Here is a 22250-nt window from a genome sequence, read left to right as displayed (position 1 = left end):
TTTTTCCCGGATTGGGTGTCCACTTGGGTCAGGAGCACACCGTGTTGGCCGCCGGTACCTCGCCGTCGAGCAGGTAGCCGTGCACCGCGTTCTGCACGCACCGGTTCTTGCTGTCGTAGGAGCCGTGCCCCTGGCCCTTGTAGGTCAGCTCCACGCCGACGCCCTTGCCCAGCGCGTCCACCATCCGGCCGGCACCCTCGTAGGGCGTCGCCGGGTCGCCGGTGTTGCCGATCACCAGGATCGGCGGCGCACCGGGCGCGCCGACGTCCGGATGGTCGGCGGCTCCGGCCACCGGCCAGTCGGTGCAGCCGACCATGGACCAGGCGAGGTAGTCGCCGAAGAGCGGGGAGGCGGCGCGGAACTCGGGCAGCTTGCCCTGCACGTAGGCGGTGTCGTACCGCGGTTTGTCGTCGGCGCAGTTGATGGCGACGTTGGCGGCGGTGATGTTGCTGTACTCGCCGTCCTCGTTGCGCCCGTTCAACGAGTCCGACAGCACCATGAGGACCCGTCCGTCGCCGTCGTACGCCTGCTCCAGGCCCTCGGTGAGGTACTCCCAGAAGTCCTTCGAGTACAGCGCCTGCGCGATGCCGCCGGTCGCGGCGGTCTCGGTGAGCTTGCGGGGGAAGACACCGGGGATCGGTTTGCGGTCGAGGTCCTTGAGCAGCCGGGCGATGCGCGCCTTGACGTCCTCGGCCGTGTCGCCGACGGGGCAGTCCTCGGTCTTCGAGACGCAGTCCTCGGCGAAGTTGTCGAGCGCCAGCTGGAAGCCCTTCGCCTGTCCCAGCGAGCTCTGCTCCGAGGTCTGCGTCGGGTCGACGACCGCGTCGAAGACGGCACGTCCCACGTGCTTGGGGAACAGGTGGGCGTAGACGCCGCCGAGTTCGGTGCCGTAGGAGATGCCGAAGTAGTGCAGCTTCTCGTCGCCGAGCACCTGGCGCATCAGGTCCATGTCGCGGGCAGCGTCGGTCGTGCGCACGTGCGGAAGGACCTTCTTCGAGTTCTTCTCGCAGGCCGCATTGAACTTCTCCGTGTTGGCCACCAACGCGGTGCGCTCGGCCTGGTCGTCGGGGGTGGCGTCCTGCTGGAAGTAGGTGTCGAGCTGTTCGTCGTCCAGGCACTCCACGGGATCGCTGCGGCCGACGCCGCGCGGATCGAAGCTGACCAGGTCGTAGCGGGTGCGCAGTTTCGCGTAGTCCTGGCCGAACGCGGGCAGTGTGGTGACGCCGGAGCCGCCCGGCCCGCCGAAGTTGAAGACGAGCGAGCCGATCCGCCGGTCCGGCTCGCCGCTGGCCTCGGCCCGGATGAGCGCGAGGCCGATCGTGGCGCCCTCGGGGTCGTCCCAGTCGAGCGGCGCCTTCATCGTGGCGCACTGCCACGCGTCGCCGTCGGGCAGGGGGGAGGGCGCGGAGCCGCCGCCCTCGGCCTCGGACGGTGCCCCACAGTCCTTCCAGCGCAGTTCCTGACCCCACAGGTCCTCGTCGTCGTCCTCCTGCGACCCACCGCCGCAGCCCGCCAGCAGGGTGGACAGTGCGACGGCGGTGGCGGTCAGGGCGGCGGCGCGCAGCCGGGAAGGATTCGGCATGCGTCCATCGTGCGGCCGCACGGGGACACCCGCGCGTGGCCGGGGCCGTACGAGGTACGGGGCGTCCCTCGGTGCTCCGGTGCGCCCGGTTACAGCGCCTCTTTGCGGGTGAGGTGATTGAAGACCAGCCAGCCCGGCAGAACCGGCAGCCACAGGGTCAGCAGCCGGTAGAGCAGCACCGCGGGCGCGGCGACCTCCTTGGGAAGGCCGACGGCGATCAGACCGACCGTCAGCGTCGCCTCCACCGCGCCCACACCGCCCGGCGTCGGCGCGGCGGACCCCAGGGCGTTGCCCGCGAGGAAGACGACCGCGACACTCGCCAGGCTGATCGACGACGAGTCGTCGCCGAAGGCGCGGATCGAGGCGTCCAGGCACATCACGAAACAGGCGGTGAGCAGCAGCATGCCGCCGATGCCCGTGATCAGCTTCTGCGGCCGCTGCAGCACGTCCAGCATGCGCGGCACGACCCCGGCGAAGAGCGACCGCACGCGCGTGACGACGAACTTGCGCAGGAACGGCACCGACGTCACCACCAGCACCAGCACCGCCACGGTCAGCAGGCCCGCGATGACCGTCCGGGACGGGGACAGCGACGGCGTCTTCTCGGTGCCGGTCAGGTAGCCGAAGGACAGCAGCATCAGGATGTGGCAGCCCAGCCCGAACAGCTGGGACGCGCCGACACTCGCCACCGCGAGCCCGGGACGCACGCCCGCGCGTTGCAGGAAGCGGGTGTTCAGGGCGACGCCGCCGACCGCCGCGGGGGCGACGATCTTCACGAACGACCCGGCGACCTGCGCGGCCACCGTCCGCGGGAAGGGCACCTTCTCGGGCACGAAGCCCAGCAGGGACATCGCGGCGGCGACGTAGCTCGCCGCCGAGAACAGCACGGCCGCGGCCACCCAGCCCCACTGCGCGTTCGAGATCAGCGGGCCGAACTCGATGTGGGTGAGCTGCGTCAGCAGGAAGTAGGCGCCGATCGCGCCGGCGATGAAGCTGATCAGCGTGCGCGGCCGCACCCGCTCCAGACGCGCCGGTTCGACAGGTGCCTGCGGTCTGATGCGCAGCACGGCGTGTCGGATCTGGGTGAGCAGGTCCTCCTCGCGCGCCTCCTCGATGGCCTCTTCCACGGCCCGCTTCTCGGCCCGCTGCTCGGCGCGCACCGCCTTCTTGTCCGGTTTGTCGGACGGGGTGGTCTCGTCGGTCCGCTCCGACGCGTGGCTGGTGGCGCCGTGCCCGGCTGCCTCCGCGCGGGCCAGCTTGGCCTGCCGGGACGACTCCAGCACCGCGTCCCGCTCACGCTGGGCACGCTCCCGCGCCAGCCTGCGCAGGGTCGCGCGCGTGGAGCGGCTGAGCGCGATGGGCTGCAGCATGGGCAGGCAGTCCGCCACGCTGTCGGGGCCCAGGACCCCCACCGCCGACGCGACCGCGCGCTCGGCACCGACCCGCAGGCCCAGCGTCACCAGGAGCTGGGAGACGTCCATGCGCAGCAGCAGGTCGCCGGCGGCGATCTCGCCGATGCGCAGGTCGGTGAGGATCACCGTGCCGGAACGATCCACCAGGATCGCGTCGCCCACCAGCCTGCGGTGCGCGATGCGGCGCGACTGCAGGGCCCGTACCTGCTCCCAGGTGTCGCGCAACAGGTCGTCGGTGATCTCCTCGTCCGCCAGCGAGTCCAGGGAACGCCCGCCGGTGTGCTCGTAGACCAGCATGACGGCGTCGGGACCCAGCTCCGAGGTCGCGATCAGCTTGGGGGCGTTGGCGCCGGCCGCGATGGCCGCGTACGCGAGCAGCGCCTCCTGCTCCAGGGCCTGCCGCAGCGAGGGGAGGCTGCTGCGGGTCGCGAAGCCGCGCAGGGTCAGGTTGCGCCACGCCCGGTAGAAGAAGCCCTGCGCCTGCTGCTCGCGGTCCACCACCGTCACGTCGAGCGGCCGGCCGTCCTCCAGCGTGACGAAGTAGCGCCGGCCCCGGTCACCGGTCTCGACGCTGTCCGACGGCGCTTCCTGCCGCGCGGCGGTCACCGGCCGGAAGCCGACGTGCCGCAGCCCCGCCATCAGCGTCCGGCCGGTGGGGCGGACGTTGGGGGAGCCGACGGCGTACAGGGTGCCGTAGGCGACGGTCCAGCCGATGAGGACGGTCAGAATGATCGAGAACGGTGTCGTGTAACCGGTGACGAGCATCGAGAAGGCGTCCAGGAGCAGGACGATCCACAGCACCGCACGCCAGCGGGGTCTGCGGGACATGCCGACGGCCGTCATGTACGCGATGACCGGGGCGAGGTAGCCGTGCACGGGGTCGGTCAACGCGTGGATGTCGCCCGGCGACGGCTGGGTGAGCGCCTCCTGGATGGAGCCGGGAGCGGCCTTGGCCACCCACAGGTCCGTGGCGAGCGTCACGCCGTGCGCGAGGACCGCCGCCAGTACGCCGTCGGCGATCCGCAGCCCGTCCCGCTTGATCAGCCGCTCGATCGCGAACGCGACCGGCACCAGGAGGATCGCGATGCTGGAGGCCAGCCCCGCGATCTTGATGAGCAGGTCGGGGGCCTGTCCCGTGCCCTTGTTGATGTCCTGTTCGAGGCCCGAGGTGGTGCCGTGCGCGAAGGCGGCGACGGCCAGGAGCAGGGCGACGGCGAGCACGCCCACCAGGAGTCGGACCAGGTCGGAGGGACGGTGCACGCGCGCGGGGAGCAGCGGTTCGTCGCCCTCGACCTCGTCGATGTGGGCCACGTCGTCGGGGTCCGCGGCCGTCGCCGACGGCCCCCCGGCCGCCCGGTCGCCGGTCTTCTCGTCCCCCGCGTGCGCGGCGTCCGGGCGCGCGGAAGCGTCAGAGGTGCCCTCGGCGTCCTCGGGGTGCACACCCTGCTGCTTCATCGCCTCTTCTTGCTCTCGTATCACTGGTCACCGCCCGCACGATGGTGGCATGCCGCGTCGGCCTCGGCAGGCATCAGGGTGCCGGTGCGGGCCGCACAGTCTGCCCGAAGCGCCCCGTCCCGGGCGAGGGACGCGCACCCTCGGGAGCGCGTCGCGTTGTCGGCGGGGTGCGGCAGGATGGGTCGGATGAGCGAGCAGAGTCTTCCGGACGGCGCCGGTCCGCAGCACGCGGACGCGCTGCCGGAGTACGCCGAGCGGGTCCTCGACGTGACCGAGCTGATCCCGCCGGGCCGCGTCATGACGTACGGGGACGTGGCCGAGTACCTGGAGGAGGGCGGCCCCCGCCAGGTCGGCCGGGTGATGTCCCTCTACGGCGGTGGCGTCCCCTGGTGGCGTGTCGTGCGCGCGGACGGGGCGCTGCTCGCGGGGCACGAGCTGGAGGCGATCGACCGCTACCGGGACGAGGGCACGCCCCTGAAGGAGGCGAGCAGAGCCGCCGAGGGCCACCTGCCTCGCCTCGACCTGAAGCGGGCGCGGTGGGACGGCGGCGACCGGGCACAGGGCGACGGCGGACACACCCAGGGGCGCGGCGGACGCGGACAGGGTCACACCTGACAGCTTCCGCCATGCCTCCGGCCGATGTGTGACCTGTGATCCGTACGAGGGAAACCGGACGCTTCGGGCATGTCCGTGGCATGACGTACGTTCGAGGGGCAGGGGGCGCTCGTGCCGTGAGTGACCTGGGGGAAGAAGCGGAAGCACTGCTTCTGCCGCTTCCGTCGGCGTAGCGTCGGCCGGACGCGTCCCTCTCATCCCGTGGCCACCGCCCCGCCCGCGGCGCGGACGGCCCACCAGCACACCCACCAGGACCGGCGAACCACGTGAGCTCCTCTTCCTCCGACGGACACCCGTCGCACCCCCAGGTGCGACGGGGGAGCCGTGGCGCTTACCGACTGGTGCGTACCCCGCCCGCGCGCATGGACCCCCCTCGTCTGGACGCCGCACAGCGCGCCGTGGTTGACCACCGGGCCGGGCCGCTGCTCGTCCTGGCGGGACCGGGCACCGGCAAGACCACCACCCTGGTCGAGTCGGTGGCGGAGCGGATCGCCGAGGGCGGCGACCCCGAGCGCATCCTGGTGCTGACCTTCAGCCGCAAGGCGGCCGTCGAACTGCGCGACCGGATGGCCCTGCGCATCGGAGCCGCGCGCGCTCCCCGGGCGACGACATTTCACTCCTTCGGTTACGCCCTGGTCCGCGCCCACCAGGACAGCGACCTCTTCGCGGAGCCCCTGCGACTGCTGTCCGGACCGGAACAGGACGTGGCGGTGCGGGAGCTGCTCGCCGGGCAGGTGGACCTGGAGCGGCTCGGACTCGCCCACGTGCGCTGGCCCGACGAGCTGCGTGCCTGCCTGACCACCCGCGGCTTCGCCGACGAGGTCCGCGCGGTACTGGCCCGCAGCCGGGAACTGGGGCTCGGCCCGGACGCCCTGGGGGCCTTCGCCCGGCGCATCGGCCGCCCCGACTGGCGCGCCGCCGCCGTCTTCCTCGCCGAGTACCTCGACGTGCTCGACCTCCAGGGCGTGCTCGACTACGCGGAACTGGTCCACCGCGCGGTGCTCCTCGCCCGCCGCCCCGAGGTCGCCGCGCAGCTGAGCGCCCGGTACGACGCGGTGTACGTCGACGAGTACCAGGACACCGACCCGGCCCAGGTACGGCTGCTGCACGCCCTGGCCGACGGCGGGCGCACCCTTGTCGCCTTCGGCGACCCCGACCAGTCGATCTACGCCTTCCGCGGCGCGGACGTGAACGGCATCCTCGACTTCCCGGCCGCCTTCCCCCGCGTCGACGGCCGTCCGGCGCCGGTCGCGGTGCTGCGGACTTCGCGCCGGTCCGGGGCCGCCCTGCTGGCCGCCACCCGGCTGCTGACCCAGCGCATGCCGCTGACCCGGCTGCCCGCCGACAAGGTCCGCGCCCACCGCGAGCTGACCCCGGTTCGGGAGGGCGGGCGCGTCGAGGCGTACACCTACCCGACCTCCGGCACCGAGCTGGACAACATCGCCGACATCCTGCGCCGGGCGCACCTGGAGGACGGCGTCCCGTGGGGCGAGATGGCCGTCCTGGTACGCGCAGGCTCGCGCACCATCCCCACCCTCCGCCGCGCCCTCACCTCGGCCGGCGTCCCCCTGGACATCGACGGCGACGACCTTCCGCTGCGTCACGAGCCGGCGGTGGCGCCGCTGCTGACGGCCCTGCGAGCGGTGGCGGAGGCCGAGGCGGGCCCGGGAGCGGCGGGGGAGCGGCCCGGGACGGGCACGGCGGGGGCCCCGGCAGCCGACGGCGGGGCCCGCGAAGCTGCCGCCCGCACCCCTGGAGCCGACGGCGGGGCCCCCGCAGCCGCCGCGGAGGTCTCCGAAGCCACCGCCCGCATCCCCGAAGCCGACGCTGGTGCCCCCGACGCCGACACCGAGGCCCTCGAAGACGACACCAGGCCCACCGAAATCGGTGTCCGGCCCCCCGAAGCCGACGCCGAGACCGAGGTGGACGTACGGACCACGGACGAGGCGCCGACGAGCGACCCGCCCGGACCGGCGACCGAGCCCGTACCCGACGTCGAGCCTGCCGGGAAGCCCGAGCCCGGTGAGCGCGTGCACCGCGCGGAGGAACCGTGCTGGCTGCCGACCGAGACCGCCGTCGCCCTGCTCGCCTCGCCCCTTGCCGGGACGGACGCCGCGGACCTGCGCCGCCTCGGCCGGGCGCTGCGCGACGAGCAGCGTGCCGCGGGCAACCCGCTGCCCCCGCCCTCGGACGAACTGCTCGCGCGGGCGCTGGCCGAGCCGGAGCGGCTCGCCGTGCACGACCCCGCGTACGCGCGCGGTGCCCAGCGACTCGGCGCGCTGCTCCGCAAGGCACGCGAACGCCTGGCCGCGGGCGGCAGCGCCGAGGAGGCGCTGTGGGACCTGTGGAACGGCACCCCGTGGCCCAGCCGCCTGGAACGCTCCGCCCGGCGCGGCGGTGCGGCCGGCCGCAACGCCGACCGCGACCTGGACGCCGTGTGCGCACTCTTCGCGACGGCCGCCCGCGCGGAGGAGCGCACCGGCGGCCGCGGCGCCCTGAACTTCCTGGAGGAGATCGACGCCGAGGACATCGCGGCCGACACCCTCGCGCGGCGTGCCGTGCGCCCCGACGCCGTTCGCCTGATGACCGCGCACCGCTCCAAGGGACTGGAGTGGCGGCTGGTCGTCGTCGCCGGCGTCCAGGAGGGACTGTGGCCCGACCTGCGCCGCCGCGGTTCCCTGCTGGAGGCCGACCGGATCGGCCGCGACGGACTCGCCGAACCCCTCACCCCCGGGGCCCTGCTCACCGAGGAACGCCGCCTGTTCTACGTGGCCGCCACCCGCGCGCGTGAGCGGCTGGTCGTCACCGCCGTGAAGGCACCGGCCGACGACGGGGACCAGCCCTCCCGTTTCCTGACCGAGCTCGGCGTCGAACCCGCCGACGTCACCGGCCGGCCGCGCCGCCCCCTCGCCGTCGCGCCACTCGTCGCCGAACTGCGCGCCACCACCGTCGACCCCCGCGTCTCCGCGCCCCTGAGGGAAGCCGCCGCACGGCGCCTGGCGCGACTCGCCGCCCTGGCCGACGACGACGGCCGCCCACTGGTGCCCTCCGCCCACCCCTACCGCTGGTGGGGCATGTGGGACCCGACCGAGAGCAAGGTGCCGCTGCGCGACCGCGACCAGCCCGTCACGCTCTCCGGCAGCGCCCTGGACCAGCTGGCCAACACCTGCGCGTTGCAGTGGTTCCTGGGCCGCGAGGTGAAGGCCGACGCGCCCGCGACCACCGCCCAGGGCTTCGGCAACGTGGTGCACGTACTCGCCGACGAGGTGGCCTCCGGACACACCCCGGCCGACCTCGCCGTCCTGATGGAGCGCCTGGACTCCGTGTGGAACGCGCTCGCCTTCGACGCGCCGTGGAAGTCGGCGCAGGAGATGGCCCACGCGCGCGTGGCACTCGAACGCTTCCTGAAGTGGCACGTCATGGACCGCGCCGGGCGCACCCCGGTGGCCAGCGAGCACGACTTCGACGTGACCCTGGAGGCCGGCGACTACGAGGTCCGCATCCGCGGGCAGATGGACCGCGTGGAGGCCGACGGCGACGGACGCGCGTACGTCGTCGACTTCAAGACCGGCAAACAGGCACCCACGTCCGCGGAAGTGGCCCGCCACCCGCAGCTCGCCGTGTACCAGCTCGCCGTCCGCGAGGGCGCCGTCGACGAGGCCTTCGACGGCATACGCCCCGAACCCGGCGGCGCCGAACTCGTCCACCTGCGCCAGGGCGCGCCCAAGCGCGACGGCGGCGAGACCCTGCCCAAGGTGCAGGCGCAGGAAGCGCAGCAGGGGCCGGAGGGCGAGTGGGTCGGCGACCTGCTGGCCACGGCGGCCGGCAAGGTCCTCGACGAACGGTTCACCCCCACCACGGGCCAGCACTGCACCCACTGCGCCTTCCGCGCGTCGTGCAGCGCGCGGCCCGAGGGGCGGCACGTCGTGGAGTGAGCGACGGGCCCGGTGGCCCGGGCGACCGGTGTGACACGTCGCACCACAGGGGCTGACCTGCGTTTCCCCCGCCCCGTGGCGGACATCGGGCATCCGCTGTCAGTGGCCGCCGCTAGCCTCTCTGACGTGCCCGCCCACCTCACCGATCCCGAGCAGCTCAAAGAACTCCTCGGCATCCCCTTCACCCCGGAGCAGACGGCCTGCATCGTCGCGCCGCCCGCCCCCCAGGTGATCGTGGCCGGAGCCGGGTCGGGCAAGACGACGGTGATGGCGGCACGCGTGGTCTGGCTGGTCGGCACCGGCCAGGTGGCCCCGGAACAGGTCCTCGGACTCACCTTCACCAACAAGGCCGCAGGTGAACTCGCCGAGCGCGTCCGCAAGGCCCTCGTCGAAGCGGGCGTGACCGACCCGGACGCGATCGACCCGGACCACCCACCGGGCGAGCCGGCGATCTCGACGTACCACGCCTTCGCGGGCCGTCTCCTGACCGACCACGGCCTGCGCCTCGGCCTCGAGCCGACCTCGCGTCTGCTCGCCGACGCCACCCGCTACCAGCTCGCCGCTCGGGTCCTGCGCGAGTCCCCCGGCCCCTACCCGGCGCTCACCCGGTCCTTCGCCGACCTGGTCAGCGACCTCCTCGCCCTCGACGCCGAACTCGCCGAGCACCTGGTACGCCCCGAGGACCTGCGCAGCTGGGACGCCGGCCTCCTGGGCACCCTGGAGAGCGTCCGGCTCGGCAACGCCGACCTGCGCAAGGTCCCCGAGGCCGCCGCCGCCCGCCGCGAACTGGCCGACCTGGTGATCCGCTACCGGACCGCCAAACGCCGGCAGGACCTGCTCGACTTCGGCGACCAGATCGCCCTGTCCGCGCGGCTCGCCGGCCTGCCCGAGGTGGGCCGTGTGCTGCGCGACGAGTACCGGGTCGTCCTGCTCGACGAGTACCAGGACACCTCGGTCGCCCAGCGCGTCCTCCTGGCGGGCCTCTTCGGCGGCGGCACCGGCCACCCCGTGACCGCGGTGGGCGACCCCTGCCAGGCGATCTACGGCTGGCGCGGCGCCTCCGTCGCCAACCTCGACGACTTCCCCGAACACTTCGCCCACGCGGACGGACGGCCCGCGACCCGCCAGGCGCTCAGCGAGAACCGCCGCAGCGGCGGCCGCCTCCTCGACCTCGCCAACGGCCTCGCCGAGCCCCTGCGCGCCATGCACGCGGGCGTGGAGGCCCTGCGCCCCGCCCCGGGCGCCGAACGCGACGGCACGGTCCGCTGCGCCCTGCTGCGCACCCACGCCGAGGAGATCGACTGGATCGCCAGCTCGATCGCCCACCTCGTGCGCACCGGAAAGGCACCCGGTGAGATCGCCGTCCTGTGCCGCACCGCGACGGACTTCGCCGAGATCCAGGGCGCGCTGGTGGCCCGCGACGTCCCCGTGGAGGTCGTCGGCCTCTCCGGACTGCTGCACCTCCCCGAGGTGGCCGACCTGGTCGCCGTCTGCGAAGTCCTCCAGGACCCCGGCGCCAACGCCTCCCTGGTCCGGCTGCTGACCGGGCCGCGCTGGCGCATCGGCGCGCGCGACCTCGCCCTGCTGGGCCGCCGCGCCCGGCTGCTGGTGAGCCACGCGCGCGTGGAGGGCGACGACGACCCCGACCGCAGGCTCGCCGAGGCCGTCGAAGGGGTCGACCCCTCCGAGGTGATATCGCTCGCCGACGCCCTCGACACCTTCCTGGAGACGCCGCTGGACGGCACCGGGGACGACGACGGGCTGCCCTTCTCACCGGACGCGCGCGTACGGTTCGCGCGGCTGGCCACCGAACTGCGCGAGCTGCGCCGGGCCCTGTCCGACCCGCTCATGGACGTCCTGCACCGCGTGCTCGCCGTCACCGGCCTGGAGGTCGAGCTGTCGGCGTCCCCCCACGCCCTCGCCGCCCGCCGCCGCGAGACCCTGTCGAACTTCCTCGACGTCGCCGCGTCCTTCGCCGCGGGCGACGGCGAGGCCACCCTGCTGGCCTTCCTGGGTTTCCTGCGCACCGCCGCCCAGTACGAGAAGGGCCTGGACAACGCGCTGCCCGGCGGTGAGAACACCGTCAAGGTGCTCACCGCGCACAAGTCCAAGGGCCTGGAGTGGGACGTCGTCGCCGTACCCGGTCTCGTCACCGGCACCTTCCCCAGCGGCCAGGGCCGCGAGAAGTGGACCTCCCAGGGCAAGGTGCTGCCGCACGGCCTGCGCGGCGACGCCGACACCCTGCCCGACGTCGAGTCCTGGGACTCCCGGGGCCTGAAGGCCTTCCACGAGGCCATGAAGGACCACCAGCACACCGAGGAGCTCCGCCTCGGCTACGTCACCTTCACCCGCCCCCGCTCCCTGCTCCTCGGCTCCGGCCACTGGTGGGGCCCCAGCCAGAAGAAGCCCCGCGGACCGTCCGACTTCCTCACGGCCCTGTACGAGCACTGCGCGGCCGGACACGGCGAGATCGAGGCCTGGGCGGACGAACCGGCCGAGGACGAGGAGAACCCGGCCCTGCACCGGGCGGCCGCCGACGAGGTCTGGCCCCTGCCCCTGGACGACGAGGCACTCGCCCGGCGCCGGGCCGCCGCCGAGACGGTCCTCGCCCACCTCGACGCCCTCGCCGGCCGGTCGGAAGGCGCCCCGGTCCCGGCCGAGACCCACCACGACCCGGACTGGCCACCGCCCCCCGAGGACGACGACGAGGCACCACTCCCCGAGGAAGCGGACCCGGACGACTGGACCGTGGAACCCGACGACTGGGACACCTGGACCACCGACCGCCCCACCGCGCACACGAGCCCCACCGTCCCGCAGGCCGGCCCCACCGTCCCCCACCAGGCGCCGCCCCCCGCACAGCCCCCGGCAGCGGCGCCGAGCCCCGCGCCGGTCCCCGCCCCCGCACGCCTCACCCCGGAGGAAGCCCGTACGGTCGCCTCCTGGGACCGCGACCTCGACGCCCTCACCGGCGAGCTCCTGCGCGCCCGCGAGAGCGTCACCGAAGTGCCCCTGCCGGCGTCGCTGACCGCTTCCCAGCTGCTGAGCCTGGCCGCCGACCCGGACGGCTTCGCGCAGGAGCTGGCCCGCCCCATGCCCCGCCCGCCCCAGCCCGCCGCCCGCCGCGGCACCCGCTTCCACGCCTGGGTCGAGACCCGCTTCGAACCGCTGACGCTCCCCCTGCTGGAACCGGAGGAGCTGCCCGGCGGCGACGCCGAGATCGCCGACGAGCAGGATCTGGAGTTCCTCAAGGACGCCTTCGAGCGCACCGAGTACGCCCGCCGCACACCGTTCCGCGTGGAAGCGCCCTTCCAGCTCACGCTGGCCGGCCGGGTCGTACGCGGCCGCATCGACGCTGTCTACAAGGAGGGGGACGGCCCGACGGCGACGTACGAGATCGTCGACTGGAAGACGAACCGCGTCACCACCGCAGACCCGCTCCAGCTCGCGCTCTACCGGATCGCCTGGGCCGAGCAGCAGCGCGTACCGCCCGAATCGGTGACGGCATCCTTCCTCTACGTACGCACCGGCGAGGTCGTACGGCCCGAAGGACTGCCGGACCGCGCCGCACTCGAGAGACTGCTGCTCGCCGAGCAGGTCGGTGACGAACCGCACGATCGGGGTGTCCGCGCGGGCCGATAGGCTCGTAAGCATGAGCCACCCCGTTGACAATGCCGTCAATGCTGTCAGCGCTGTCCGCACGTACATCGAACAGCACCGCACCGCCTTCCTCGACGACCTCGTCGAGTGGCTGCGCATCCCGTCCGTGTCGGCCCAGCCCGACCACGCGACCGACGTGCGCCGCAGCGCCGACTGGCTCGCCGCCAAGCTGAAGGAGACCGGCTTCCCGACCGCGGAGGTCTGGCCGACCCCCGGCGCCCCCGCGGTCTTCGCCGAGTGGCCCTCCGGAGACCCCCAGGCCCCGACGGTCCTCGTCTACGGCCACCACGACGTACAGCCCGCCGCCCGCGAGGACGGCTGGAGCAGCGACCCCTTCGAGCCCGTCGTCCGCCACAACCGCCTCTACGCGCGCGGGGCCGCCGACGACAAGGGGCAGGTGTTCTTCCACACACTCGGCGTCCGCGCCCACCTCGCCGCCACCGGCCGCACCGCCCCCGCGGTGAACCTCAAACTGCTGATCGAGGGCGAGGAGGAATCCGGCTCCCCGCACTTCCGTGACCTCGTCGAGGAGCGCGCCGAGCGGCTCGCCGCCGACGCCGTGATCGTCTCCGACACCGGCATGTGGTCCGAGGACACCCCCACGGTCTGCACCGGCATGCGCGGGCTCGCCGAGTGCGAGATCCGGCTGCACGGACCCGACCAGGACATCCACTCGGGATCCTTCGGCGGCGCGGTCCCCAACCCGGCCACCGCCGTCGCCCGTCTCGTCGCGGCCCTGCACGACGAGCACGCGCGCGTGACCATCCCCGGCTTCTACGACGGCGTGATCGAACTCACCGACCGGGAGCGCGAGCTGCTCGCCGAGCTGCCCTTCGACGAGCGCCAGTGGCTGCGCACGGCCAAGTCGCACGCCACCCACGGCGAAGCCGGCCACACCACCCTGGAACGCATCTGGGCCCGCCCCACCGCCGAGGTCAACGGCATCGGCGGCGGATACCAGGGCCCGGGCAGCAAGACGATCATCCCGTCGTCCGCCGTGGTGAAGCTCTCCTTCCGCCTGGTGGCCGGCCAGGACCCGGACCACGTCGAGAAGGCCGTCCGCGCCTGGACCGCCGAGCAGGTGCCCCCGGGCGTCCGCTGCGAGATCGCCTTCCGCCCGGCCACCCGCCCCTGCCTGACCCCCCTGGACCACCCGGCGCTGCAATCCGTGGTCCGCGCCATGGGCCGAGCCTTCGGGAAACAGATCCGCTTCACCCGCGAGGGCGGCTCCGGACCGGCGGCCGACCTCCAGGAGGTCCTGGACGCCCCGGTGCTGTTCCTCGGCATCTCCGTCCCGTCCGACGGCTGGCACGCCCCGGACGAGAAGGTGGAACTTGACCTGCTCCTCAAAGGGGTCGAGACCTCCGCCCACCTGTGGGGCGACCTGGCGGAGCACTGGCGTCACGCCCCCTGAGCGCCCCCACCGTCCGGGACCCGACCTGCATCGCGCGCGGCACACTGGAAAGGCCGCCCGCACCGCCGAGCCCTCCCGGACCCGGTCGCCGCCCGCCCTACGAACCGCTGAACCCGTCTGCCGAACCGAACCGCTCACCGGGGGAGTTGGAAGCACCCGTGACCACCTGGACCGACCACACCGCCGACCGTCCCATCTCGCTCGCCGCCCCCAGCGGCATCGACCGCGCCGCCCACCACCGCCTCGACGAGGCCTGGCTCGCGGCGGCATGGAGCCACCCCTCGACGCGCTGCTTCGTCGTCTCCGGCGGTCAGGTCCTCATCGACGAGACCCCCGACGGGGCCACCGAACTCGTCATGACCCCCTCCTTCGAGGCCCCGCTCACCGAGGCCCACCGCTACTTCCTGGGCACCGACGACGACGGCACCAGTTACTTCGCCCTCCAGAAGGACTCCCTGCCCGGCCGCATGGACCAGTCCGCGCGCCCCGCGGGCCTGCGCGAGGCCGGCCTGCTGCTGTCGGACCGCGACGCCGGACTGATGGCCCACGCCGTCGCGCTGGAGAACTGGCAGCGCCTGCACCGGTTCTGCTCCCGCTGCGGCGAGCGCACCGTCATCGCCGCCGCCGGGCACATCCGCCGCTGCCCGGCCTGCGGCGCGGAGCACTACCCGCGCACCGACCCCGCCGTGATCATGGCGGTCACGGACGACGCGGACCGGCTGCTGCTCGGCCGCCAGATGCACTGGCCCGAGGGCCGCTTCTCGACCCTCGCCGGCTTCGTGGAGCCCGGCGAGTCCATCGAGCAGTCGGTGCGCCGCGAGGTCCAGGAGGAGGTCGGCGTCACCGTCGGCCCGGTCGAGTACGTCGCGAGCCAGCCGTGGCCCTTCCCGTCCAGCCTGATGCTGGGCTTCATGGCCCACGCCACCTCGACCGAGATCGACGTGGACGGCGACGAGATCCACGAGGCCCGCTGGTTCTCCCGCGAGGAGCTGGGCGCCGCCTTCGAGTCGGGCGAGGTGCTCCCGCCCTACGGGATCTCGATCGCGGCGCGCCTCATCGAGCTCTGGTACGGCAAGCCGCTGCCGACCCGCAGCGCCTTCTGACCCCCGTCGTCACGAGAGGGGCGGCCCTCCCGCTGCGGGGAGGACCGCCCCTCTCACGACTGCTGCGGCGGCCGGATCCCGGCCGGCCCGCTATGCGCCGATCTTCTGCTTCACCTGCGCGAGCGACGGGTTCGTGAGCGTCGAACCGTCGGGGAACAGCACGGTCGGGACCGTCTGGTTCCCGTCATTCGCCTTCTCCACGAACGCGGCGGACTCCGGGTCCTGCTCGATGTTGACCTCGGTGTACGCGATGCCCTCGCGGTCCATCTGGCTCTTCAGCCGACGGCAGTAGCCGCACCACGTGGTGCTGTACATCGTCACAGTGCCCGGCATGTCTCTCGTGCTCCTTCGGCGACTCGGGGAAAGCGGCGGCCCGGGGATGAGGTCGCAGGAGGGGAACGTCCGGGACGGCGCCGCCATTCCCGATGCGTGACGCCCGTCGCATCAGTACGACTGTCGGACCGTGCCTGTGGACAACCGGCTCACCCGTCTCGCGAGACCTGGCAGCATGGCGGTGTGACAGCAGCAACGCACTCCACCCTCTTCCCGCAGGTACCGGACTCGGCCGACGCGGTGCTCGAAGGGCTCGACCCTGAGCAGCGCGAGGTGGCGACCGCCCTGCGCGGTCCGGTGTGCGTGCTGGCGGGAGCCGGTACGGGCAAGACCAGGGCGATCACCCACCGCATCGCCTACGGGGTGCGCGCCGGCATCCTCCAGCCCTCCAGCGTGCTCGCCGTCACCTTCACCAACCGCGCCGCCGGGGAGATGCGCGGCCGTCTGCGCCAGCTCGGGGCCTCCGGTGTGCAGGCCCGCACCTTCCACTCGGCGGCGCTGCGGCAGCTGCAGTACTTCTGGCCGAAAGCGATCGGCGGCTCCCTGCCGAGGCTCGTGGACCGCAAGATCCAGCTCGTCGCCGACGCGGCCGCCGCCTGCCGCATCCGCCTCGACCGGGGCGAGCTACGGGACGTCACCGCGGAGATCGAGTGGTCCAAGGTGACCCAGACCGTCCCCGCCGACTACGCCCCGGCGGCGGCCAAGGCCGGCCGTGAGGCTCCCCGGGACCCGGCGGAGATCGCGCAGCTGTACGCGGCCTACGAGGACCTCAAGCGCGCCCGCTCCGTCATCGACTTCGAGGACGTGCTGCTGCTGACGGTGGCCGTTCTCCAGGACCGGCACGACGTGGCCGAGCAGGTCCGCGCCCAGTACCAGCACTTCGTGGTCGACGAGTACCAGGACGTCAGCCCCCTCCAGCAGCGGCTGCTGGAGCTGTGGCTCGGCGACCGCGACGACCTGTGCGTGGTCGGCGACGCCAGCCAGACCATCTATTCGTTCACGGGAGCAACCCCCGACCACCTGCTCGACTTCCGCAGCCGCCATCCCGGCGCCACCGTCGTCAAGCTGGTCCGCGACTACCGGTCGACCCCCCAGGTCGTCCACCTCGCCAACGGACTGCTCGCCCAGGCCCGGGGCCGGGCCGCCGATCACCGCCTGGAGCTGGTCTCCCAGCGCCCCGCGGGCACCGAGCCCGTCTACACCGAGTACACCGACGAACCGGCCGAGGCCGAGGGCGCGGCCCGCCGTATCCGCGAGCTCATCGACTCGGGCGTCCCGGCCGCCGAGATCGCGGTCCTGTTCCGTACCAATTCCCAGTCGGAGACCTATGAGCAGGCGCTCGCCGACGCCGGGGTCCCGTACCAGCTGCGGGGCGCGGAGCGCTTCTTCGACCGGCCCGAGGTGCGCAAGGCCGGCAGTGCCCTGCGGGCCGCGGCCCGGTTCGGGGGCAACGACTCGCTCCTCGACGACGTCGTCGACCTGCCCTCGCAGGTGCGCGCGGTGCTGTCCGGGGAGGGCTGGACGACGGAACCGCCGGCCGGGTCGGGTGCCGTCCGCGAGCGTTGGGAGTCGCTGGCCGCCCTGGTCAGTCTGGCCCAGGACTTCGCCGCCGCCAGAGCCGGAGCCACGCTGGGCGATCTCGTCGTGGAGCTCGACGAGCGGGCGGGCGCCCAGCACGCCCCGACGGTGCAGGGCGTCACCCTCGCCTCCCTGCACTCGGCCAAGGGCCTGGAGTGGGACGTCGTGTTCCTGGTCGGTGTCGCCGAGGGCATGATGCCGATCACCTACGCAAAGACCGACGAGCAGGTCGAGGAGGAGCGTCGCCTCCTCTACGTCGGTGTCACCCGCGCGCGTGAACGCCTGCACCTGTCCTGGGCGCTGGCCCGGTCGCCCGGTGGCAGACCGAGCCGCCGGCCCAGCCGCTTCCTGAAGGGGCTGCGGCCCGGCTCGGGCACGGCCGGCGGACGAGTGGCCGCCCAGGGCGCCGGAGGGGTGGAGCGCGGCTTCCCGAGCGGTGGTGGTGCCGCGGTCGCCGCGCCGAGACGGACCCGGCGGACGCCGGCCCGCTGCCGGGTCTGCGGGCGCACGCTCACCGACGCGGGCGAGATGAAGCTGATGCGCTGCGAGGGCTGCCCGTCCGACATGGACGAAGGTGTCTACGAGCGGCTGCGCGAGTGGCGGGCGGTGCAGGCGGAACGCAGTGGGCAGCCCGCGTTCTGCGTCTTCACCGACAAGACTCTGATGGCGATCGCCGAGTCCGTCCCGGACGACGAGCGGGAACTGGCCCGGATCCCGGGAGTCGGGGCGCGCAAGCTGAATCGCTACGGAGCCGACGTGCTGGCCATCTGTGCAGGCCAGGAGGGAGTGGGGCTTGACGAGGACGACTGATGCGAACTCGTCGAAAAAATAGTTTGCGCATGCCCCGGGAATCCCCATAGGTTCTTGGTCACGGGAACAGCGGCCTTCCCGGAGGCCCTGAATCCGTGCTGTACTTGCATATCCGCGGACTGGTTCGTCCCAGTCCCCCGAGACGCCGAGAGGAGGCGAGCCCAGTGATCAGCATCGAGACCAGCTTCGTCGTCAGCTCCACCGCCAAAATGACCGATCGCTCGGCCGTCTCCCTGTGCATGCTCGGCGCTTCTCTCCCCGGCACCGGTCTGTCCGGCATTCGTGCCGTGCGTCCGGCTGCCGCCGCCGCTGCTCCTGCGGGCCTTCCCGTCCGTGAGCGCAATGAGCGACCGACCAAGGCACTGGAAGCAGCAGTAGCGGCGCAGGCTCAGGCCTATGCCTTTACCGCGACCGGTGCCGGATTCCGGAAGCAGACGACGCAGCACCACCTGATGTGGGCCTTCCGTGGGCCAGAACCCTGGAGTGATCCAGCCTGATCGTCGATCAGGCCGGCGCCTTCAGGGCCGCGGAACCCCACCCGGGATCCGCGGCCCTTCTGTTTGCCCCTGAACGGGGGCGACAGCACGAAGGAGCCTCGGGACAAGAAAAGAACCCGGTACCAAGCCGCCCCCCGGCCAACCGGCCGGAACGACCAGACGAGGAAGACCACTCGTGCAACTCGAAGCGCACGCCCCGTCCGTACCGCCTTCCGACTCGATCCCCAAGCCCTGTTCCACGGAGGACTCCACCTTGACCCCGCTCACCGCGCTCACCGCGCTCGACGACGCCATCGAGAACCTGGGTGTGCCCGTTCCCTGCCGCTCCTACGACCCGGAGGTCTTCTTCGCCGAGTCGCCGGCGGACGTCGAGTACGCCAAGTCCCTCTGCCGTACCTGCCCGCTGGTCGAGGCCTGCCTCGCCGGTGCCAAGGAGCGGCGTGAGCCCTGGGGTGTCTGGGGTGGGGAGCTGTTCGTCCAGGGTGTCGTCGTAGCCCGGAAGCGGCCCCGCGGCCGCCCGCGCAAGAACCCGGTTTCGGCATGAACACCGCAGGCACGATCGACCGTCCCCTGACGTACGACCCCCAGAAGCAGGCCCCGATGAAGCCGTCCACCCACGACATCGCAGGCTCCGCGCCTGAAGACTTCACCACCACCGGCGCGAAGGACTCGCGCCAGAACAGGACCCGTGAGATGCAACTCATCCCAGAAGCCCTGGCACGTGCGCATATGCACGACCGTCTGCACGAGGCCGAGCAGGAACGCCGGGCGCTGCGCCTGGTGGCCGCTCGCCGGATGCAGCGACGGGCGGAGCGCGCCTCGAAGCGTGCTCGGCGTGCGCTGGCCATGGCGGTCATGCAGTAGTCGCCACACCGGAAGCGGTGGTCTCCCGACGGGGGACGAAACTCGGCACCCGGGGGCCGGTCCGTTCGAACGGACCGGCCCCCCGTGCGTTCGGCTCCGGTGGATCAGGCCTCCGCGGCCGTCTCCTCCACCTCGTACGCGTCCTCGCCCTCTTCGCCGCCCTCCCGGCCCGCTTCCTCGGCCGCTTCCCGGGTCTCGTCCTCGACGGCGAAGCCCACCAGCCATTCCTCCAGCTCGTCGCGCAGCCGGACCGTGGCCCCCAGCTGGCACAGCACCCCGATGGTGCTCAGCGTGACGCGGTGGATCAGCAGGTACGCCGGCGGCAGGTTGAGCTGCTTGGCCAGCTGGTACGCCGGGGAGCGGGGGTCACCGATGCGGGCGGCCTGACTCCGCATCCAGCCGCGGGTGAAGGTGAACGCGTCGGCCCTGGCCGGCTCGATGATGGGCAGGAGGTAGTCGAGAACGGCGTCGGGGTCCAGCTCTATCGACTCTTTGACGAAGCCCTCCGTCCGGAGCATCTCGTAGACGGCTTCCGCATCGCCGTCCAGCGTCATGCGCAAGGCCTCGCCGATGGGCTCCGGCAGGCCGCCCGGGAGGCGGTCGACCGTGCCGAAGTCCAGCACGCCCAGACGCCAGTCGTCCTCGCACAGGGGTCCGCCGGGCAGCAGGCGGAAGTTGCCGGGGTGCGGGTCGGCGTGCAGGAGGCCGGTGCGCGCCGGGCCCGAGAAGAGGAAGTGGGCCAGCAGCTGGCCGGCCCGGTCCCGCTGCTCCTGCGTGCCCTTCGAGATGATCTCCGACATCGGGATGCCGTCGATCCACTCGGTGATCAGCACCTGTTCGCACTGGTGGACGACGTCCGGCACCACGATGTCCGGGTCGCCGGCGAAGACCTCGGCGTGGGTCCGCTGGGCGTCGGCCTCCAGGTCGTAGTCCAGCTCCTCCGAGACCCGGTCCTTCAGCTCCGTGATCAGCGGCTTGATGTCCATGCCGGGGACCAGCGGACCGAGCAGTCGGGCGAAGCGGCTGAGCTGGTTCAGGTCGGACAGCAGCGCCTCACCGGCACCCGGATACTGCACCTTGACCGCCACTTCGCGGCCGTCGTGCCACACCCCGCGGTGCACCTGGCCGATCGAGGCGGCCGCGGAGGGCTTGTCCTCGAATTCCAGGAACAGCTCCTGCCAGTCCTCGCCGAGCCGCTGCGCGAGCACGGAGTGCACCGTGCGCGTCGGCATCGGCGGCGCCGCCTCCTGCAGCTTGGTCAGCGCTGCCCGGTAGGGGCCGGCGACCTCCTCGGGCAGTGCGGACTCGAAGACGGACAGGGCCTGCCCGAACTTCATCGCCCCGCCCTTGAGCTCGCCCAGCACCTTGAACAGCTGCTCCGCGGTGCGCTGCTGCAGCTGCTGGCCGACGATCTCCGCGGACTCGCCCACGATTCGCTTGCCGAGCCCCCAGGTGGCCCGCCCGGCGAAGCCGAGCGGGAGCGCGGCGAGCTTGGCGGTCCGGGTGACCGCCTTGCGCGGAAGATCAGACATGCGTCCTCCAAGTCCCAGCCGGCCGCGCCGGTTCTGCCTCGTGGCGTACTTCCGCTGACGGCCCTTGCCCAGCCATTGTCGCGCGCCACCCCCCGTCCTCGGGGATGTGTTCCTGCTTACCTTTTCCGGCGGCCTCGCAGGGGCAGGCCGGGTGCGCCCGGACCGGCCGCAGCTGCCAGCACAGTCCGGGCAGCGAGACCTCCCAGCGAGCACCGGTGCCCGACGGCGTCCGGCCGTCCAGGAAGGCGAGCGCCTGAGCCGCCGCGAACCCCGCGACGGTCGTCGCGAGCGTGAGGTCGCAGGGCGGCACGCGACGCTGCCGGCCGGAGCGCCACTGCGCCACCAGCCGCGGCCAGGCCGGGTCACGGTCGGTGCGGTCGGCGTGCAGGCAGCCGGCGCACCCCGTCTCACCGGGCAGGACGAGCGGGCCGACGACACCGGTGCCCTCCACGACACCGGCGTACAGGTGGGGCGTGCCCGAGGCCATGAGGGGTTCCGCGGCGGCGGGGTCGGGTGCGTGCACCGCCACGTCGTCGCGCGGAGTGAGGATCACCACCGAGAAGCCCGGGACGTCCTCCACGGGCGGGGTCGCCGGGCTCCGGCGCGACGGCCGGTCGGGAGCGGCCCGGCGGACGACCCGACGGGCGCTCTCGTCACGGCGGTCGCCGACCGACTCGGCGGGCAGGCCGCCCGGTGCGACGTCCCACGGTTCGACGCGGCCGCCGTCGCGCACGTCGATCTCGCCGACGCCCGCGCCCGACAGCACACCGGCCAGCACCGCGCCCACCCGTCCCGCGCCCCGCACGGCCACCCGCTGGGCGCTTCGGGCCGCCAGGTGTCTCATCGCGCCGCCCGGCTCCGAGGTGGTCAGGGACAGGGAGGCCAGGTCGGGACGGAGCCGGTCGAGAACCTCCTTCTTTTCCCGCAGGGCGTCGGCGGCCGGCCCGCCGCCCCGGGAGTCGTCGAGGAGGCCGGCCCGCGCCATGCGCTCCACGACCCGGTCCACGTGTCCTTCCGGCAGGTCCATGCGGTGTCCCGCCTCGCGCAGGAGGGCGGGGCCACGGGTGCCGTTGAGCAGTTCGAGGAAGCTGCCCGTCGCCGTGTCCACCGGGGCCAGCGTCAGCGCGTGCGCCGGTGTCATGCCGAACTGCACGGTGTTCAGATCGCGCCAGCCGCGCCTGAGCGCGGGCTTGACCATCGGATGCATGGCAGGTCCCCCGTATGTCTTCCAGTGTCTTTCCAGCGTCTTGCGGGCTTCGCGGTTCTTCGTCGGTCGGTCGGGACTCGCCGGCGGTCGTGAATCCGGCGGCGAGTGCCAGCATGCCCGGATCCGCGAAAGGGCGTCGAAAGTTGTCCACAGGCGGTGGGTATTCGTCGTACGAATCGCCGCACCTCCGGCAGGACGGGTGGCGGATCGGCACCGAAGCGTCCCGGAGCCGGGACTTCACCGTGTGCAGCGG

Annotated in this window: 14 protein-coding genes; 9 read left to right on the top strand and 5 right to left on the bottom strand. The window is 73.0% G+C overall.

Annotated features, from left to right (window positions below; genetic code table 11):
* Nucleotides 1–28: 28 nt before the first annotated feature.
* Nucleotides 29–1582: an alpha/beta fold hydrolase gene (locus tag ACIBCJ_RS19145; protein WP_365980005.1), complete on the bottom strand. Its 1554-nt coding sequence runs from the start codon at nucleotides 1580–1582 to the stop codon at nucleotides 29–31.
* An 89-nt stretch (nucleotides 1583–1671) separates the two neighbouring features.
* A complete protein-coding gene (locus ACIBCJ_RS19140; protein ID WP_365980004.1) occupies nucleotides 1672–4449 on the bottom strand; it encodes a lysylphosphatidylglycerol synthase transmembrane domain-containing protein in 2778 nt (925 codons plus the stop codon).
* Between the two features lie 186 nt (nucleotides 4450–4635).
* Between ACIBCJ_RS19140 and ACIBCJ_RS19135 the strand changes: the two genes are divergently transcribed.
* From ACIBCJ_RS19135 to nudC, 5 genes are all read left to right on the top strand, one after another.
* Nucleotides 4636–5064 carry an MGMT family protein gene (locus ACIBCJ_RS19135; protein ID WP_362107186.1) on the top strand — a complete coding sequence of 143 codons (429 nt, stop codon included), beginning with the start codon at nucleotides 4636–4638 and terminating at the stop codon, nucleotides 5062–5064.
* A gap of 362 nt (nucleotides 5065–5426) precedes the next feature.
* Nucleotides 5427–8999 (top strand): ATP-dependent helicase, encoded by a 3573-nt coding sequence (locus ACIBCJ_RS19130; protein ID WP_399282814.1) that lies wholly within the window; start codon nucleotides 5427–5429, stop codon nucleotides 8997–8999.
* Nucleotides 9000–9125: 126 nt separating this feature from the next.
* Nucleotides 9126–12641: an ATP-dependent DNA helicase gene (locus tag ACIBCJ_RS19125; RefSeq protein WP_365980002.1), complete on the top strand. Its 3516-nt coding sequence runs from the start codon at nucleotides 9126–9128 to the stop codon at nucleotides 12639–12641.
* 10 nt (nucleotides 12642–12651) lie between these two features.
* The gene (locus ACIBCJ_RS19120; RefSeq protein ID WP_362511460.1) at nucleotides 12652–14073 is read left to right on the top strand and encodes a dipeptidase; all 1422 of its coding nucleotides are present in this window, start codon (nucleotides 12652–12654) and stop codon (nucleotides 14071–14073) included.
* Between the two features lie 158 nt (nucleotides 14074–14231).
* Nucleotides 14232–15176, top strand: a complete 945-nt coding sequence (gene nudC / locus ACIBCJ_RS19115) for an NAD(+) diphosphatase (protein WP_362107174.1) — start codon at nucleotides 14232–14234, stop codon at nucleotides 15174–15176.
* Between the two features lie 90 nt (nucleotides 15177–15266).
* Here nudC and ACIBCJ_RS19110 read toward each other — a convergent pair whose 3' ends face one another.
* Nucleotides 15267–15509: a mycoredoxin gene (locus ACIBCJ_RS19110; protein WP_362107171.1), complete on the bottom strand. Its 243-nt coding sequence runs from the start codon at nucleotides 15507–15509 to the stop codon at nucleotides 15267–15269.
* A gap of 183 nt (nucleotides 15510–15692) precedes the next feature.
* Between ACIBCJ_RS19110 and ACIBCJ_RS19105 the strand changes: the two genes are divergently transcribed.
* The 4 genes from ACIBCJ_RS19105 to ACIBCJ_RS19090 all read left to right on the top strand — a co-directional run bounded on the left by ACIBCJ_RS19105 (nucleotide 15693) and on the right by ACIBCJ_RS19090 (nucleotide 19258).
* The gene (locus tag ACIBCJ_RS19105) at nucleotides 15693–17897 is read left to right on the top strand and encodes an ATP-dependent DNA helicase UvrD2 (RefSeq protein WP_362107168.1); all 2205 of its coding nucleotides are present in this window, start codon (nucleotides 15693–15695) and stop codon (nucleotides 17895–17897) included.
* 164 nt (nucleotides 17898–18061) lie between these two features.
* Entirely contained in the window at nucleotides 18062–18394 is a 333-nt protein-coding gene (locus ACIBCJ_RS19100; protein ID WP_362107165.1) for a hypothetical protein, read from the top strand.
* A gap of 175 nt (nucleotides 18395–18569) precedes the next feature.
* Entirely contained in the window at nucleotides 18570–18938 is a 369-nt protein-coding gene (locus ACIBCJ_RS19095) for a WhiB family transcriptional regulator (protein WP_133887250.1), read from the top strand.
* Entirely contained in the window at nucleotides 18935–19258 is a 324-nt protein-coding gene (locus ACIBCJ_RS19090; RefSeq protein ID WP_133887251.1) for a hypothetical protein, read from the top strand. Before ACIBCJ_RS19095 ends, ACIBCJ_RS19090 begins: the two co-directional genes overlap by 4 nt.
* Nucleotides 19259–19362: 104 nt before the next feature.
* On the opposite strand, the gene ACIBCJ_RS19085 is transcribed toward ACIBCJ_RS19090, so the two are convergent.
* Both ACIBCJ_RS19085 and ACIBCJ_RS19080 read right to left on the bottom strand, forming a co-directional pair.
* Entirely contained in the window at nucleotides 19363–20790 is a 1428-nt protein-coding gene (locus ACIBCJ_RS19085) for an AarF/ABC1/UbiB kinase family protein (RefSeq protein ID WP_365980001.1), read from the bottom strand.
* On the bottom strand, nucleotides 20783–21997 hold the full coding sequence (locus tag ACIBCJ_RS19080; protein ID WP_365980000.1) for a TOMM precursor leader peptide-binding protein: 1215 nt from the start codon (nucleotides 21995–21997) through the stop codon (nucleotides 20783–20785). The genes ACIBCJ_RS19085 and ACIBCJ_RS19080 overlap by 8 nt, the downstream gene beginning before the upstream one ends.
* Between the last annotated feature and the right edge of the window lie 253 nt (nucleotides 21998–22250).

The organism is Streptomyces sp. NPDC051136 (genome assembly GCF_044455745.1).
Classification (GTDB): domain Bacteria; phylum Actinomycetota; class Actinomycetes; order Streptomycetales; family Streptomycetaceae; genus Streptomyces.
The sequence above is the reverse complement of the archived record's forward strand: the minus strand, read 5'-3'. Positions and strand labels throughout refer to the sequence as shown.

Excerpts from the sequence above, each read along its gene's own strand:
- ACIBCJ_RS19120 (WP_362511460.1), top strand. The coding sequence starts at position 12,652 with ATGAGCCACCCCGTTGACAATGCCGTCAATGCTGTCAGCGCTGTCCGC.
- ACIBCJ_RS19145 (WP_365980005.1), bottom strand. The coding sequence starts at position 1,582 with ATGCCGAATCCTTCCCGGCTGCGCGCCGCCGCCCTGACCGCCACCGCC.
- ACIBCJ_RS19110 (WP_362107171.1), bottom strand. The coding sequence starts at position 15,509 with ATGCCGGGCACTGTGACGATGTACAGCACCACGTGGTGCGGCTACTGC.
- ACIBCJ_RS19135 (WP_362107186.1), top strand. The coding sequence starts at position 4,636 with ATGAGCGAGCAGAGTCTTCCGGACGGCGCCGGTCCGCAGCACGCGGAC.
- ACIBCJ_RS19140 (WP_365980004.1), bottom strand. The coding sequence starts at position 4,449 with ATGAAGCAGCAGGGTGTGCACCCCGAGGACGCCGAGGGCACCTCTGAC.
- ACIBCJ_RS19090 (WP_133887251.1), top strand. The coding sequence starts at position 18,935 with ATGAACACCGCAGGCACGATCGACCGTCCCCTGACGTACGACCCCCAG.
- ACIBCJ_RS19130 (WP_399282814.1), top strand. The coding sequence starts at position 5,427 with ATGGACCCCCCTCGTCTGGACGCCGCACAGCGCGCCGTGGTTGACCAC.
- ACIBCJ_RS19085 (WP_365980001.1), bottom strand. The coding sequence starts at position 20,790 with ATGTCTGATCTTCCGCGCAAGGCGGTCACCCGGACCGCCAAGCTCGCC.
- ACIBCJ_RS19080 (WP_365980000.1), bottom strand. The coding sequence starts at position 21,997 with ATGCATCCGATGGTCAAGCCCGCGCTCAGGCGCGGCTGGCGCGATCTG.